Below are 16866 nucleotides of genomic sequence, written 5' to 3'. Positions count from 1 at the left end.
GCTCACTTTAGATAAAAGCGACCTAAAAATTCTCAAGTAAAAGCGGGTTTATAGATTATTAAGTAGGGTGCGTGACTTTTGTATAGCTCAACACCCTTCCCCAATATTGAGAATTACGCACCCTGCTTAAGGGAGATTAATCGTCAAATATTGTATCATTAGTTATAGCTAAAAGCCGAGCTTGCGCTAAAGTTGTTAAAGATTAAAATTTATCGATCGCCTTTTATGCCTTACACTGCATCTACCCCAACAGACCCCAATCAACCCAACATCCGCAATGCCGACCACCGCCTACTAGAATTCACCAAGCTAACTCCGATGATGCAGCGGTATGTGGAAGTGAAAGAACAGTATCCCCATGCACTTTTATTGTTTCGAGTCGGAGATTTCTTTGAGTGTTTTTTCCAAGATGCAGTTACGATTTCGCGCGAATTAGAACTTGTTTGTACTAGCAAAGAAAGCGGCAAAGAAATCGGCAGAGTGCCGATGACAGGAGTGCCGCACCACGCCCTAGACCGCTACACCTCAATGTTAGTAGAAAAAGGCTATGCTGTGGTAGTTTGCGACCAAGTTGAAGATGCCTCGATAGCTGCTAAAGAAGGCCGCCAAGTCAAGCGAGAAATTACCCGCATTCTCACTCCCGGAACCTTGACTGATGACGGAATGCTCAAACCCAGGCAAAATAATTTTTTAGCAGCAATTGTGATAGCGGGGGAACATTGGGGATTGGCTTATACAGATATTTCTACGGGAGAATTCGTCACTACCCAAGCAGACAGTTTAGAACAATTAACCCTTGAATTGCTGCGCTTGCAGCCTTCGGAAGTCTTGGTACCGACTAATGCGCCGGATTTGGTGACTATGTTGAGGCCCGGAGAGAAATCCGAGCATTTACCCGATTGTTTGCCGAATTCGTTTTGCTATTCTTTGCGATCGCAAATTCCGTTTACTTTGCCCGAAGCAAAACAGAGAATCCTGCAAAAATTCAAAGTGCGATCGCTTGAAGGTATGGGATGCGGCCATTTGCCCCTCGCAGTGCGCGCCGCCGGCGGTTTGCTGCAATATCTCGAAGAAACTCAAAAGGAAAAAGCAGTTTCTTTGCAAAGATTGCACACTTACACTCTCACCGATTTTCTCATACTCGACTACCAAACCCGCCGCAATCTCGAAATTACTCAAACGGTAAGAGATGGGGTTTTTCACGGTTCGCTGCTGTGGGCGATAGATAAAACCAGCACCGCAATGGGAGGCCGCGCTTTGCGCCGCTGGGTGCTGCAACCTTTGCTCAACATTAAAGGCATTTGCGCGCGACACGACACGATTCAAGAATTAGTAGAAAATAACGGTCTGCGCCAAGATTTTCAGCAGTTGCTGCGCCAAATTTACGACATCGAAAGACTGACAGGCCGCGCGGGTTCTGGAACAGCTAGCGCGCGGGATTTGGTCGCTTTAGCTGATTCTCTCTCGAAACTGCCGGAATTAGCCTCGATCGCAGCCCAAGGGATCTCGCCCTATTTGAAAGCGCTGCAAAATGTACCGCCAATTTTAGAAGAATTAGCAAGTAAAATTCACGCTCATTTAGTTGATGAACCGCCGATTCATTTAAAAGAAGGAGGTTTGATTCGAGCGGGAATTAATCCGATGCTAGATGAAATGCGCCACACTGCATCAGCAGACCAAGAATGGATTGCAAATTTAGAAGCAACTGAGAGAAGACGCACGGGAATTTCTAATTTAAAAGTAGGCTACAATAAAGCTTTCGGCTATTACATCAGCATTACAAAATCGAAAGTAGATCAAGTGCCGAAGGACTACACCCGCAAGCAAACTCTCACCAATGAAGAACGTTATAGCACTGAAGAATTAAAAGAAAGGGAAGTGCGAATTCTGACAGCGCGGGAAGATTTAAATCAATTGGAATACGATATTTTTGCTCAAGTGCGATCGGAGGTAGGAGAACACGCCGAAATTATTCGCAACGTTTCCCGCGCCGTGGCGGCGGTCGATGTTTTGTGCGGTTTGTCAGAAGTAGCAGTTTACCAGAATTACTGTCGCCCGACTATGACAGAAAGTCGGGAAATTAAAATTATTGAAGGTTGTCATCCTGTGGTGGAAAAGTCTTTGCCGCCGGGATTTTTTGTACCTAATTCTGCTTTTTTGGGTCGGGAAGCATCGCTAAACCGCCCAGATTTAATTATTTTAACAGGCCCAAATGCTAGCGGCAAAAGTTGTTATTTGCGGCAGGTTGGTTTGATTCAGTTGATGGCGCAGATGGGCAGTTTTGTGCCGGCGAAAGCTGCGAGTTTGGGAATTTGCGATCGGATTTTTACCCGCGTCGGCGCAGTAGATGATTTGGCAACCGGTCAGTCTACGTTTATGGTGGAAATGAACGAAACTGCAAATATTCTCAATCACGCCACGCCACAATCATTGGTTTTGTTAGATGAAATTGGCAGGGGAACGGCGACGTTTGACGGACTTTCGATTGCTTGGTCTGTGGCGGAATATTTAGCAAATGAGATTCGGGCGCGGACAATTTTTGCGACTCACTATCACGAGTTAAATGAGTTAGCTTCTATTTTAGATAATGTCGCAAATTATCAGGTGACAGTGAAAGAATTGCCGGATCAAATCGTATTTCTGCACCAAGTTCAGCCGGGAGGTGCGGACAAATCTTACGGAATTGAAGCGGGCAGATTAGCTGGTTTACCGCCGTCAGTGATTGACAGGGCTAGACAGGTGATGAAGCAGATTGAGAAACATAGCAAAATTGCGATCGGGCTGCGGAAAGGTGTTAAAAAAGATGGCAAAAAAGAGTCTGAGGGCGAACAGTTGGATATTTTTGATGATTGAAATTTGCGGTGGTAAAAAAATTGTAGTAACTTCTATATTGCACCATTTTAAATAAGCCTTTCAGGGGCGGGCAGGATGCCCACCCCACAATAAAATTGAATTTTTATGGAACAGGCATCCTGCCTGTTCTTGAGCATGGTGCAATATCTCAGTTACTACTTTTACTAAAAACCAGGAACTCTGCAGCAACTCTAACGCCCATTTTGCAACTTTCTTACCTCTTTGTGCACGCTCATCTCAATTTCCAAAGCAGGCCGACCTACTCAATCAGTTAAGAGCGCAGCGCAAAAAGACGAGGGCCGAACGGGAAGACGTGGAGGTAATTTTAGGATTGTTGGGCGGATGAGTAGTCAGGGCGTCTTGACTTGCCGACTGCGGGTAGTAGCAATTGGGGAGAGGTTGAATAGAAAGTGAATATTTCTATTCAATTTCTATTCAAACGATACTCAGTTTGGTCGTTTTCTAGTCAAATCGTAGTCAATTTCTAGTCAACTAGACCCCTTGATAGTCCCAAAAATCAGCAATAAAAAACCTCAAACCGTTGATTTATCGTTGGTTTGAGGTTTTTATAGACATAAGCGGGCAGCGGGAATCGAACCCGCATAATTAGCTTGGAAGGCTGAATGAAGAAAATCTTGAACCGCTTGTCTGTACAGGCTTCTAGCGACGGCGACATGAAGCTGACAGAGAATTGTATTCATTCTGTATTCAAACGGGTATTATGGGGGTGTTGAGTTGACAGAATTTTATGGTCAATCTTCCACCGAGCAGAGCTAAAAAAGGTTCCGTAGTCGTTCAAACCAATGAAGGGCGACTACGCTTGCAGATGCCGAGACATCTTTTTGAGGGCAAGCAAAAATTCCTGTACCTTAATCTGGCGGATACCCCGGAAAACTGGGAACTGGCAGAAGCCAAAGCACAGTTGATTGAATCCGATATCAAGTTTGAGCGGTTTGACCCCACACTCAAAAAGTACAAGTCACAGACTCACTTGACAGTTATTGAGACAGTCAAGCCTAAGCCGGAATTGACGCTGACTAAATTGTTTGAGAGATATTTGGAGTTCAAGAAGCCCACACTCAAGACAACGACATTTAATTACATGGTGACGGGCATTCAGAGTTATATTGACCGTTGCCCCTACCAGCCTCTATCAGAGGACTGTGCTTTGCAGGTACGCGCTTGGCTGTTGGAGGATACGACTAACAGCATGACCAAAAGGATTTTGACTCACCTAAATGCAGCGGTAAAGTGGGGGATTAAGTTCAAGATTGTCAAAGGTTTAACTGTATCCCCGTTTGAGGGGCTGGCAGCGGAACTGCCTAAACATAACTGGGAAAGTGACCCGGAACCGAACGCATTTACAGCCCAAGAAAAAGAGTTGGTATTGGAGGCTTTTAAGAACCACAGAGGCACTTGGAACGGGAGGGGAGAAACGGGGCAAAAGTTTTGTTTTTACTACCCTATGGTGCAATTCTGGCTGCTGACTGGATGCCGTCCCTCGGAAGCTGTGGGGTTGCGATGGAGTGACATCGCCCCTGACTTTTCTCACATTGTGTTCAACGGGAGTATACAACACCCAAGCGGTAAGGAAACAAGGGTTGACGGCAGTAAAAACAACAAGCGGCGCAAATTTCCTTGTAATCAAGAATTGGTTCGGTTGTTGAAGAGTATTAAGCCACAAAATCTGACTGATAAAGACAGATTGGTTTTTCCCTCACCTATTAAGGGCGGGGCGATTAACTACAATAATTTCTCTAAGCAGGTATGGCATAAATTGGTTGACCCGATTACTCAAAGCACCCGCCAACATCAACAGGATTGTAAGACCACCACGCCTTACTCTTGTCGGGATACTTTTATCAGCGAACAGGTAGGCAAAGGTGTACCGAGTGCTGTTGTTGCTAAGTGGTGCGATACGTCGGAGAAAGTGATTAATACTGTCTATTTAGATGGCAAGATTTTGGAGCATTTACGCCCGCTTTGATACTGTTAATATGTTGATTCTAGGGGCAACTTTTGCGAAACAAAACTTTACAGTCCCGGTGTTGACAAGGAAGTGGAAGTCTGCAATCGTGAGTAACTAAGGAAGATTGATGCGCGGTTGACGAGCACTTGCAATGCTAGCCAAACCACGACTTCCCCAAACCGTTTCTGTACAACGTTTGGAGCCGAATAATTATGACATTTTTAGACGATTGTCTTGACGGACGATCGCAACACTTTACATTTCCCCGTCGCGAGTTATTGCAGAAAATCGCATCGGCCGCTTTGCTATTTTTTGCACCACGCAGTCAGCCAGCTCTTGAAAGTCCTAAGAAATATCCGGTCCCGAAATTCAGTATCGGCAACAAAGTCGCTGACCACTGGACTGACGAATTTAACCAGGACTTTATTGAGTACGGCGAAGTGCTTGGTATTTGCTGGCATCCTTACGAACAAGCTTGGGCTTACCTAATCAGTTGGACAAGTGGGGAGATGCCGGATTCTTCTTATCCGTGTTTTGACGAGCATTTGACTGTTGGCAGTGATTTGAGGCTTGTCAGCCATGACTAAGCCCGCCGTCAACTACCGTCGCATTGACCACTTGCGGGCGATCGCCTTTGACCGTGGCTTCACCAATGAAGACGCCAGACAGTTTGGAAAACTCAGCAAAACTGCCACATGGGAAGCGCTGCTAGAACTGTACCTCGTTGACGGTGAATCGCTTGACACAGCAAGTGTAGACACTGTATACAGTACGGGAGATTTTGTAGACACAACACATGAACCGCTTGATTTACAACGTGTAGACACTGTAGACAATATTGGTGTAGACAGTGTAGACACCCTTGACTGGACTAACGACGGTTCATTCCCTGTGTGCGGTTTCTCCCGCCAGAATTCCACTTTTTTAGACTGGGTTGATTTAGGGCAACTCATCGCACTTGTACTCGCATCGGCGGGGGTGTTTGTGGTGGCTATGAATTTGTGGCGACAAATCAATCCTCTCAATCTATTGCCTTCCCCAGTTCGCATCAACATTCAAATCGGGACAAAATTATGAGCTTACAACTACGCCTTTTTGGCGGCAATTCTGATGCTGGAAAACTCACTGCCAGCAACGACGGCGGACACGCTATCGACAAATCAAAAGTTTTAGCAAGCACTGACGCAAGTGTCATCACACCGCTAAATCCCGGTAACTTTTCCAGCATTCGTAGTGTTCCCGTTGTGCCAGCACCGCGCTACTTCACTAAGGAAGAAGCGGACGCTATGAAAGACTTGGCAAAGGAAAAAACAGACGGTGCAAAACAATCTAAGCGCGCCTATGAAGCACTGGCAAAAGTTGAAGAAGCCGATGCTAAAGTTCACCGTCATCACCGCAAATATGAGGGTGCTGTGGCTGATAATGAACTGGGTAAAAAACGCTCAGACACTCGACTGGCTAAGCACTTGCACAGTTTGCGTCCCGGTTATGCACGACTGGGTTTAGGGATTGATAAGGCTGACAGCGATGCCCGCAGTCGCATTGATGAAATTAAAGCCAAGTTGACGGGAGGGACTAACTAAATGAAAGCGATGTATCTGGCAAACTACTTCGTTGCTGGATGCGTCGCTTTCTCCCTTCTGGGGTGGATAGCGAGTCTGCATCCGATGGCAATGAAAGCGGTTTTATTTCTATTAGCAGCAGTTGCGATTGCTTGGGGGCTGAGTTGGCTACTCGATTACTCCCTGAGTAAGTTGCTCAAGATTTCAGTCGCTGACTTACAAGCCTTGTTAATCGGTGGTTTGGCGATGCTGCTGATTGGTTTGGGGGTGTTTCTATGCAGCTAAAACTGTTTGTGTTGAGCGCGTCTTCTGTCGTGCTGTGGTTGGTTCCACTAGCAGCACTAGACAAAAAGCTAGACATTCACAAAGCACTGCAAGGGGTGAGTTTATGTGCTGCAATTGCTTGTGCAGTGTCCGCTGGCAACATCGCCCGTAAACTGGCAGATGAGGCAGAGATTGATGAACTCAAAACCCGTGCCATAAACGCTGATATTGCAGATGAAATCGCAACAGAGGTTTACGTTTCGCAGAAACAAAGGCAGCAGGAAGCAGAACAAATTCTGAACCCGCGCGAACAGCTAGAACGCCTACTAGAACTGACTTACGATGGAGAAGAAGAATCAGAACCGATTGCTCAAAAACAACTAGCTGAACGCGAACAGAACGGCTCCCAGAACGCTGAAACAGAACGCGCTGAACGGGTGCTGCAATTGAAAGCAAAAGGCTGGGGTAAGGCAAAAATCATCCTTGAAATTTGGGGAGTATCCAAAGGTGGCTCCCCTAAATACAAGGCTGCTGAGGCTGAGTATAAACGCTTAGTTGGAGAGGCTTAACTGATGATATTCAGTGACCGTTTTTAGAGGCTGCTTAGATGGTTACAAGTTGTGGGGGAAGACTTAAATGTTCCGTAATCGCAGTGTATACCTGCAACCCTCTCTGGACGGGCGTTTTAGGTGTTGTAAGTTGTCTCGGATTATTTAAGTGTTCCGAGATAGCACTCACACCCACTGGCAGCCAATTTTTGGACACATTAGGCAATGGTTTGCCGCTAAAATCAAACGATGGATATCGCAGCGCTCAAGAAAAAATTAGAAACATTTGTGTTTCGCCCGATGGAGGGCGACTCATGGGAATTTGTCTGGGAGCGCCAGAGAGAACTAAAGCCTAACCGTTCAATGTTTTGGCGGATTCTAATCCGCGTTCTCAGAAAATTTCTGCTCAAGGTCTACAGTTTCAAGCGGGCTGTAAGCGAAAAATTTGCGATTATTCTGAGTTTTAGTTCGAGCGGAATTATTGAAGACGGTTGGGCTATATTCTCGCAAACTCCATCAAGAATAGAGCCATCGGGAAACGAAGGCGATCGAAGCCTGCCTAAAGGATTTGTGCCGCTTCCCGACGCTGAGATAGGTGGCTGTGCCCGTAACGACAGCTTAATCGCACCCGTAATCTAACGCGCGGGGCGGTTCCACCTGTGTTTTAAAATCTTTCAAAAACTATAAACGCCAAAAAACCGCTGCTCTCAATTGGAACCTGAATGCAACGGCTTTTTGGATTCACTCTCACCAGGCGGTGAGTCGTAAACTCGTGAATACATCATACCCCACTGGGGAAAATTCTGCATTCCCAAAATTTAATGCTTTCATCCGCAAGCACCTGACTGAATGGGTTGAAGGCTCAGCAGTATCAGAAGCGATCGCCTCTCTCAACATCGAATCGCTGACCGTCAAAGAACTCAACGAGCGCATCCGTCCAAAGGAACCCATTAAAACGGGGGGCTGGTGGTGTCGTGGCGTCCTTTGGAAAACTGGTCAACGGGCCGGCAACTGGTGCGGCCAAGGCAAGCCAGACAAGCCACATCAACCAGAAGGTTCTAAGCCCCGCAAGTACCTCACAGGTAGCGGCATGGAACCCGACGCCATATTCCTTGCCATGCCAGATAAGGATTATTGGTCAAAAGTTCACGCTGACAAGTCCATCCCCCGTCACTGGACTGAGGGAGTCAAAAAAACTGGGGCTGGGTTGAGTATTGAACTGGCAACCATTGCTCTAACAGGCGTGTGGAACTGGGGCAAAGACGGGGAACTAGCACCCTTTGTGAAGGAATGGGCGCAACCCGACACCATCCACTACATAGACTTTGACTCCGACTATGCGGCCAACCCATCTTGCCGTGCAGCCATTTTGAAGTTTGGCCACTTGTTGGTTGAGTGTGGCTGTGAGGTACACATCACTGTTTGGAATACGCAATTCAAAGGGATGGATGATTTCATCAAAGCTAAGGGCGGTGAGGCATTCAAGGAAGCTGTAGCGAGCGCGCCAACACTAGACAAGTGGGAGAAACAGCTTAAGAAAGGCGATCGCAAAAATGACACAAACTCTAATAATTCTCTAACTCCTCACCCGCGCACACGAGAAGAAGTAGTATGCCAGAAGTATGACAGTAGTGAAAGTGACTACATCCCAGACACAGCGCCGACTGCACTACAAAACTTCGTACAGAAGGCAGAGGCTGCACTTTACTCAGACGGTCACTGGAAAGCTATTGGAGGTCAGCTTTATCGCTATGTCGGCAGTCACTACGAATTGCGATCGGAATCCGAGGAAAAGCGCCGTATAGGTGGCTGGCTCAATACCTACGCGGAGAAGGTAAAGGGTGTTTGGGTCAACAACCGAGCCAGGTCTAGTAACGGAACCGAGGTACTGAAGTGGGTTATCGATCAGAACTGGGTTGACCCAAACAAAATAAATCCTGACGGCTTGAACTGCTCTAACGGGGTAGTGAAAATTAACCCTGACGGTTCTCACTCGTTTGTGCCACATGACCCCAACCAGGTCTATACCTATGTTGGCTGCAAGTATGACCCTGACATTGACTCGACGGATTGCGATCGCCTTTTGGAATGCTTGGAGCCGTCGCAGCGTGAGGTATTTTTGCGGACTGCTGCTGCTGCGTTGAATTTGAAGCTTGTCCGCTCCAAGCTGACGGGACGGGGCGTTAAAGGTTTGCTGTGCCACGGCGAGGGGTCTAACGGTAAAGATACATTGCGGGCTGTGTTGTCCGCTGTCTTTGGGCGGGGGATGACCGGGAAGTCGCTGTCAGACTTCAAGTCCTATGACAATGGCCGCAAGTTCTCTCTGGCAGGAATTGAAGGAAGTATTTGTAATTGGGCTTCCGAGAATACTGCAAAAGTAGACCTCGACACTATCCAGAGCCTTAAGCAGTTAATTACAGGTGACATTCTTGATATTGAACGCAAGGGCAAGGACGGCTACGAATACAAGCCTGCGGCCATCTTTTTTGCCAACTGCAACAAACTACCGTCCATCACCGGGGGGACGGCTGCAATTGATGACCGCTACGGTATCCTGAGTTTCAAGAAAACTTACAAGCACAATGCTGACCCGTCTCAGGGTGAACTGGAAGCTGACCCGCGCTTTAAGGATGATGAGAACTTCATCCTTGAACGGATTGCGCCGGCGATGCTTAACAAGATGTTGGAGCGGTTGCCACTGCTACTGAAAGAAGGGATTGACTACAAGGCAACCCGTGAGGCGATGCGGGAAGCTCAGGAGGGAAGCCGGCACTTGTGGCAGTTTGCCCGCGAGGTTGGTTTGGAGGTTCAGTCTGGGGGCCGTGTTTGGGTTAAAGACTTGTGGGAGCAATTGCAAGCTTGGTATGAGGATGCAGGGATTCTAGAGAGAGAGACTAGCGGCACCAAGGAGAAGCTGATTTGGAATGAACTTCCTAGTAAGTATGACGCTCCTGTAAAAGCTATAAACCAGTTGGGGTCAAGGTTTAGCGAGATTTTCCCTAAACTCCAAGTGTGTCGCTATTGCGAACGAGATGACATGGAGCGGAGGAACCAAAGATATCTGCTTGGAATTGGATTTGTGCAAACTTCCACAAAAACTGTGGAGCCATTGGAGCCAGTAGACAGAGCAAGGGATACTGTGGAGCCAACTGTGGAGCCAACTGTGGAGCCAACTGTGGAGCCAACTGTGGAGCCAACTGTGGAGCCAAACAATACTGGCTCCACAGTTGGCTACCCAAAAACCCTTACACAGAGCGCTGGCTCCAATGGCTCCACAATTTCCTCACCTTTCAGTCAAGTCTGCAAATTACTCCCTCAACTTACCGATGACGAGCGGCGGAAGTTGGTTGAACTGCTAACCCAGTCCAAGACCGTACCTGCCAAGAAGGGTCTCCGAGTCCGTTACATCGGGACAAAGTACGCCGAACAGCTAGCGGGTCTAGAGTTGGTGGTGGATGAAGTCAATAAATACAGAGAGATTGCTTGCGTAAAGCCAGACGGAAGTTTTACTACATGGCTTGACCCCAAGGACTTGGAAGCCGCTGACTAACGACTCAATCTCATCCCCCTTAATTGGGGGATTTTTGTGTCTACAAGTTTTGTCTACAAAATGTTGACAGTGTAGACAGATATCAGTTAGTGTAGACAAATAACGTATACAGGTGTCTACAATGAGTCAAAGTCAAGTCGTATCGTTCAGGGCTTCTGGTCACTTCCTGAACTGGATAGAAGCTCAGAAGCTAGACGGTGAGTCGGTTAGTCAAGCAGCACAACGTATTCTCAAGGAAGTCTCAGGCACGTCTACAGTAGCGTCTACAGAGAGGGACACTAACCTCGCGTCTACAGTAGCCGCCGAAAGTCTAGACCTACTTATATCCGATCGCATTGCTCCACTAATTGAACGAATAGCTGTCATTGAGGAACGTCTGGAAAAATTGAAGGCTTAGAGTGAAGGTGAATTTGACGCTTCTGACCTGATGAAGCTTTAACTTACTCAACCTTTAAGCAACTCTTGACAGTTGCTTAAAGGTTGCTTAGACTGGTTGCAGAAGCAATTAAGCAACCATTAGGCAACTTATGAAAATTCCATCGGTGATGCAAGGATTGATAGAGACAGAGGACGGCAGAGTGTTCGAGCTAGACTCCCCCAAGGGTGCGGCATGGTTGGACACAATCGGCTCTTTTAGGTATGAACCCACAGGAGACGGCAAGCCCTACACAGTCCGCAAAGAAGGTAAAAATGGTGAATACTGGTACGGTTGCAGAAAGATTGCAGGAAAGGTACGTAAAAAATACATAGGCAAAAGCTCAGAAGTCAGCGTGGTCAAGCTTGAAGAGACTGCAGAAGCCTTGGAGATACCCCCAGTGCCACGGACTGAGAAGGTTGCAGAACGGGTTGCAGAAGTTGCAGAAGTCTCGCAGGTTGCAGAACGGGTTGCAGAAGTTGCAGAAGTCTCGCAGGTTGCAGAACGGGTTGTAGAAAGTAGGATAACAGCGTTAGAGTTGCAGGTAGCGACATTACTAAAAGCCGTTGAAGCGTTACAGGAAGCACTGCCGGGAAAGTTCGAGCCGGGTGATTCTCTAGAGTTGCCCAAAGTACATGACGAGGTTGTAGAACGGTTGCAGAATGAATTAAGCAACCTAGAGGCAGAACGCGCCGATCGCAAATTGATTGAGGAAGAAGTCGAAATCTTGCGCCGGAGCTTGGAAAGAAGCGATACGCTCATCAAATTAAGGAATCAGGAAATCACGACGTTAAATTCTCGACTGGCAGCGAAGGATGAAACCATTACAGAAGCAGCCGAGCAATCCGACAGGCTCGAACGGGAATTAGCCGAAGTGCGATCGCAACTCGAAGCAGAACGCGCCGATCGCGAGGGAATTGAGGCGGAACTCTCCGACCTGAGACAAAAATCAAAAAATGATGCAGCCAGTAAAAATTTTCCCGATTTTCCAGAAGCGGCCGACTTGCTCAATAGGTTGAGAGCGCAGCGCAAAACGACGAAAGTTGTCGGTGCTGACATCAACGCTATTCTGGGACTTCTAGCGGATGAGAACGGCTCAAACCTAGTCTAGGTATGGATTGTATTCAATTTGTATTCAAACGAGGCAAATTGTCTCCAATTTCTAGTCAATTTCTAGTCAACTAGACCCCTTGATAACCCCAAAAATCAGCAATAAAAAACCTCAAACCGTTGATTTATCGTTGGTTTGAGGTTTTTGTAGACGCAAGCGGGCAGCGGGAATCGAACCCGCATAATTAGCTTGGAAGGCTAAAGTTTTACCACTAAACTATGCCCGCGCACAGAAACTAAACATACCACAAGTCTCTGGGGATTGCAATAGGTCTGTGCAAAAATTTTGAAGACCTCCCTCACAGTGACTGAATCCGGGCTGAATCGGGACTTGCGGGCCGATCGCCCCCTCGCCCCAAAAATCCCCGTCTCCCATGCTGCGTAAGACTTTACGGATGAAAATAATCGTAAATTTGAGCAGCCAGACGCGGGCCAATCCCAGAAACTTCTGCCAACTGTTCGGGAGTCGCTAAACGGAGATAGTCGATCGACCGAAAATGGGCCAACAATTGTTTTTGTCGGTGGTGTCCCAATCCGGGAATTTCATCAAGGCGCGATCGCTTCATTCTCTCGCTTCTTCGATCCCGGTGAAAACTCACAGCAAACCTGTGCGCCTCATCCCGCACCCGGCGCAATAATTGTACCCCAGGCTGCTCAGAATTAGTGGGCAGTGGCAAAGATTCCCCCGGCAAAAATATCTCCTCTCGCTGCTTTGCCAAACTGACAACGCGCAACTCTTCTAGCAAATTCATCTCCCGCAAAACAGCCACAACTGCTGACAGTTGACCTTTGCCGCCATCTATCATAATTAAGTCGGGTTTGTCCGAGATAGTACGAGAAACGGAGGATAAATTGCTGATTTTTTTCGATTTTCCTAAATCGCTAAATTCTTCTTCCTTATTCGTTCTATCCGTTAAATCCGTTATAAAATCCGTTGCCGAACTTTCTTCTTCCTTCAATCCTCGGAATCTGCGACCGATAACTTCTGCTAAACTAGCAAAATCATCAGAATGACCCGATTTAATTTCAGGATTTTTAATTTTGTAATGGCGGTAGTGTTGATTAGCCGGCAAACCATCAATAAATACGACGCGGGAAGCTACAGCGTCAGAACCTTGAATGTGAGAAATATCGTAACCTTCAATGCGGCGAGGAACTTCGGGCAAATCGAGAATTTCTGCTAAATCTTCCATTGCTTGAGAATTGCGATCGCTCAATCTTTGCATTCTCGCCAATTCATATTCAGCGTTGCGTTCCACCATCTCAATCAATTCTGCCTTAGTTTGCCGCTGCGGTGTCAAAATCGTAACTTTTCGACCCTTGCGGTTGCTCAACCAATCTGCTAATATTTCCGCTTCTGGCAATTCGTACTGCACTGAAATTTCGCTGGGAATTTCTACAGATTCGACATTTTGATAGTGTTCTTCCAACACCCGCTGCAAAATCGCTCCGGCCTCTACCCCCCCTCGTTCCCCCCCTTGCCAAGGGGGGGAGGAAAGAGAAAGTTGAGATAACTCTTCCCCCCCCGATTGTAGGGGCGGTGCCCCCGTGCCCGCCCTGGGTTGGGGGGGGATTTCCGCCATAAATCCCAATCTTCCGACCAATTGACCTGCACGAATTTGGAACAATTGGACGCAAGCGTGCTGGGTGTCGGCCGCAAGTGCGATCGCATCTCTGGAAACCGTATCGTCGGGCAAAGACACTTTTTGACCCGCACTCAAAGACTGCAAACCCTTAATTTGATCGCGAAGGCGCGCCGCCGTTTCAAAGTTTAAATCTTCGGCTGCCTCTTCCATTTGGGGCTCTAAAATATCGAGTAATTCCTGAGTTCTTCCCTGGAAAATCATCGCTACTTTTTGGATTATTTTCCGGTATTCTTCAGGCGAAGTTAACCCTTGACAAACGCCAACGCAGCGCCCGATGTCGTAGTTCAAACAAGGACGGTCTTTAAATAGCGGTTGAGGGCGCTGCCGCAGGGGGAAAATTCGCTTAATTAAATGCAGCGTACTCCGCAGTGCCCCTGTATCGACGTAGGGGCCGTAATAGCGGTCTTTGGCATTACCGGCGCGGCGTTTGCGGGTGATAAAAATGCGCGGGTATTCCTCCGACCAGGTTATGCACAAATAAGGATATTTTTTATCATCTTTGAGGAGGACATTAAAGTAAGGTTGGTGCTGTTTTACGAGGTTTGCTTCTAACGCTAAAGCTTCCGCTTCTGTGTCGGTGGCGATGAACTCAATTTCGCGCACTTGCTGCACCATCATCGCGATGCGGGGACTGAGATTTTGGCTTTCACGGAAGTAGGAACGGACGCGGTTTCGGAGTTTTTTTGATTTGCCGATGTAAAGGATGCGATCGCTCTCGTCTCGCATTAAATATACACCAGGAACCGCCGGGATTTCTTTGAGGCGACTTTCTAGGCGTTCCGAGTCTTTAACTAACGGCAGAGTTTTTGTGGATGGCATTGCAAGCTATCTCAGCAAAATAGAGACTGATTGTACACTCTTTTATTTTACCTTAATTATGTCTATTTTTACTGCTGCTACCGTCGCCAAACCCACCGACTAAACTTGAAAATCAGTTACAATATCTGAGATAAAAACTTGCGCGTGCGTTCTTCCTTCGGATTCTGAAAAAACTCTTCCGGCTTCGCTTCTTCCACTAAAACGCCGCCATCCATCAATACAATGCGATCGGCAACTTCGCGCGCAAACCCGACTTCGTGAGTCACAACCACCATTGTAATTCCCGTTTGAGCCAAATTTCGCATTACATCTAAAACTTCCCGCACCATCTCCGGGTCTAATGCTGATGTCGGTTCATCAAATAACATGATTTTAGGCTGCATGGCCAGAGAACGTGCAATAGCGACCCGCTGCTGCTGTCCTCCAGACAACTGTCCGGGATATTTTTTTGCTTGTTCCAATATTCCCACTCTTTCTAAGAGTTGCATTGCCACTTCTTCGGCTTTTTTCTTTGGCCAGCGGCGCACCCATACTGGCGCTAGCATGACGTTTTGCAAAACTGATAAGTGGGGAAACAGGTTAAATTGCTGAAACACCATTCCTACTTCGCTGCGAATTGTCTCAATGTTGCGTAAGTCGTGGGAAAGTTCGATTCCGTCGATCGTAATTTTACCTTGTTGGTATTCTTCTAAGGCGTTGAATGTGCGAATAAACGTCGATTTTCCCGAACCCGATGGCCCCATCACGACCACGACTTCACCTCGGTTGACGGTCATGCTGACGCCGCGCAGTACGTGAAATTGTCCGTACCATTTGTGGACGTTTTCTGCTACGATTACTTGTTCTGGGATTGTGGGTTTAGTTTCCATATTTTTTTGTTTTTTAACCGCTGATGAACGCGGATGAACGCATATTTTTTTATCTTTCGCTTACTCCTAATGTTCGCTCTATTTTGCGGCTGGCTAGGGACATTGAGTAGCAAAATATCCAATAAATGATGCCGACGAATATGTAAACTTCGGCGTACCTGCCGATATAGGAAGGATTTGCTAAAACGGCGCGGGATATTCCGATTAATTCTAACATTCCGAATAGAGATAGCAGGGAAGTATCCATAAATAATCCGATGAATTGACCGCCGATCGCCGGAATGACGATTCGCAGTGCTTGAGGCAGTACAATGAGAATTGTAAGCAGGGGTGTATTGAGTCCGATCGACCTAGCTGCTTCTATTTGTCCCCTGGGCACGGCCTGCAAGCCACCGCGCACGTTTTCCGCCAAGTATGCCGCACTAAATAAGGTTAATCCAGCAATCGCTCTAATTACTCTATCCAATTTCGGATATTCGGGCGGCAAGAAGAGTTGCAGCATCACTTGACCTAAAAACAAAATGCCAATTAATGGTAAACCGCGAATAATTTCAATATATAATGTTGATAACAGTCTCACAACGGGCAAAGAACTTTGTCTGCCGAGTGCTAGCAATACTCCCAAAGGAAAGGAAAGCACAATACTAATAACTGCTAAAAACAGCGTCAATACTAAACCGCCCCAATCATTTGTTGACACTTCGGACAAACCTAACCCGCCTTTAATTAGCCACAAAACTATTGGGAAGGAAAGAACCCAGATTGCAGGCATCCAACTCATTATTTTAGGGTGAATTTGTCTCCCCGCCCAATAGCTAGCCGCCGCTACAATAATATTTGCTAGCAGGTAAAAACGAGAGGTTAGGTCGATCGGCGAAATGACCGCACCCACAACTGCAGCACCGAGTATAATTAGTAAAGGCGGATTCCAAAGACGTTCTTGCCGCTGAATGTTTCCCCAAGTTAATCCTCCCAACAAGGCAATGATGGCCGTTACTATCCACAGCCGCCAGTAGGATTCGCTGGGAAATCTGCCTGCGAAAAATAGCGGCAAGTTTGCTTCTAACACGCGCCATTGAGCTTTTGTTGTTGCCCAAACGATAATTCCTTTAATAGTTTGGAAGGCGATAATGAGGCAAACTACTGTCAGAATGCTGTTGTACCAGGTACTAAATAAATTTTTGCGCGCCCAATTCCAAGGGGTAGGCGATTCGGTGGCTGGGGGCGGTAATACAGGTATTGTTTCCATTTTATTTGTTGG

General features: G+C 47.1%; 14 protein-coding genes and 1 tRNA gene. 11 read left to right on the top strand and 4 right to left on the bottom strand.

Translation table 11 applies throughout. The annotated features are described in order from the left end of the window. Positions 1-225: 225 nt before the first annotated feature. The 11 genes from mutS (at position 226) to QUB10_RS21650 (ending at position 12272) form a co-directional block, all read left to right on the top strand. Positions 226-2853, top strand: coding sequence for a DNA mismatch repair protein MutS (gene mutS / locus QUB10_RS21700; RefSeq protein WP_333205362.1), 2628 nt, complete (start codon positions 226-228; stop codon positions 2851-2853). A 748-nt stretch (positions 2854-3601) separates the two neighbouring features. Then, positions 3602-4840, top strand: coding sequence for a tyrosine-type recombinase/integrase (locus tag QUB10_RS21695; protein WP_333205361.1), 1239 nt, complete (start codon positions 3602-3604; stop codon positions 4838-4840). A 194-nt stretch (positions 4841-5034) separates the two neighbouring features. Continuing rightward, a complete protein-coding gene (locus QUB10_RS21690) occupies positions 5035-5409 on the top strand; it encodes a hypothetical protein (protein ID WP_333205360.1) in 375 nt (124 codons plus the stop codon). Next, positions 5402-5899 carry a hypothetical protein gene (locus tag QUB10_RS21685; RefSeq protein WP_333205359.1) on the top strand — a complete coding sequence of 166 codons (498 nt, stop codon included), beginning with the start codon at positions 5402-5404 and terminating at the stop codon, positions 5897-5899. The genes QUB10_RS21690 and QUB10_RS21685 overlap by 8 nt, the downstream gene beginning before the upstream one ends. Continuing rightward, a complete protein-coding gene (locus QUB10_RS21680; protein ID WP_333205358.1) occupies positions 5896-6405 on the top strand; it encodes a hypothetical protein in 510 nt (169 codons plus the stop codon). The genes QUB10_RS21685 and QUB10_RS21680 overlap by 4 nt, the downstream gene beginning before the upstream one ends. After that, a complete protein-coding gene (locus QUB10_RS21675) occupies positions 6406-6669 on the top strand; it encodes a hypothetical protein (RefSeq protein ID WP_333205357.1) in 264 nt (87 codons plus the stop codon). After that, the gene (locus tag QUB10_RS21670) at positions 6660-7217 is read left to right on the top strand and encodes a hypothetical protein (RefSeq protein WP_333205356.1); all 558 of its coding nucleotides are present in this window, start codon (positions 6660-6662) and stop codon (positions 7215-7217) included. Before QUB10_RS21675 ends, QUB10_RS21670 begins: the two co-directional genes overlap by 10 nt. A gap of 228 nt (positions 7218-7445) precedes the next feature. Continuing rightward, on the top strand, positions 7446-7835 hold the full coding sequence (locus QUB10_RS21665) for a hypothetical protein (protein ID WP_333205355.1): 390 nt from the start codon (positions 7446-7448) through the stop codon (positions 7833-7835). 133 nt (positions 7836-7968) lie between these two features. Then, positions 7969-10746 (top strand): DUF3854 domain-containing protein, encoded by a 2778-nt coding sequence (locus QUB10_RS21660; RefSeq protein ID WP_333205354.1) that lies wholly within the window; start codon positions 7969-7971, stop codon positions 10744-10746. A 121-nt stretch (positions 10747-10867) separates the two neighbouring features. Beyond that, the gene (locus QUB10_RS21655; protein ID WP_333205353.1) at positions 10868-11143 is read left to right on the top strand and encodes a hypothetical protein; all 276 of its coding nucleotides are present in this window, start codon (positions 10868-10870) and stop codon (positions 11141-11143) included. Between the two features lie 130 nt (positions 11144-11273). After that, positions 11274-12272 carry a hypothetical protein gene (locus tag QUB10_RS21650; RefSeq protein ID WP_333205352.1) on the top strand — a complete coding sequence of 333 codons (999 nt, stop codon included), beginning with the start codon at positions 11274-11276 and terminating at the stop codon, positions 12270-12272. Positions 12273-12427: 155 nt separating this feature from the next. Here the strand turns inward: QUB10_RS21650 and QUB10_RS21645 are convergent. From QUB10_RS21645 to QUB10_RS21630, 4 genes are all read right to left on the bottom strand, one after another. Next, positions 12428-12498 (bottom strand) — tRNA-Gly (locus QUB10_RS21645). A gap of 162 nt (positions 12499-12660) precedes the next feature. After that, the gene (gene uvrC, locus QUB10_RS21640) at positions 12661-14736 is read right to left on the bottom strand and encodes an excinuclease ABC subunit UvrC (RefSeq protein ID WP_333205351.1); all 2076 of its coding nucleotides are present in this window, start codon (positions 14734-14736) and stop codon (positions 12661-12663) included. A gap of 116 nt (positions 14737-14852) precedes the next feature. Next, complete coding sequence (locus tag QUB10_RS21635) at positions 14853-15605, bottom strand: amino acid ABC transporter ATP-binding protein (protein WP_333205350.1); 753 nt, start codon at positions 15603-15605, stop codon at positions 14853-14855. A gap of 49 nt (positions 15606-15654) precedes the next feature. Then, positions 15655-16854 (bottom strand): amino acid ABC transporter permease, encoded by a 1200-nt coding sequence (locus QUB10_RS21630; protein WP_333205349.1) that lies wholly within the window; start codon positions 16852-16854, stop codon positions 15655-15657. Positions 16855-16866 lie beyond the last annotated feature (12 nt).

The sequence above is a fragment of the Microcoleus sp. B5-D4 genome (genome assembly GCF_036705145.1).
GTDB lineage: Bacteria > Cyanobacteriota > Cyanobacteriia > Cyanobacteriales > Microcoleaceae > Microcoleus.
Note: the sequence above shows the minus strand (reverse complement) of the source record. Positions and strands in the feature narration are given on the sequence as shown.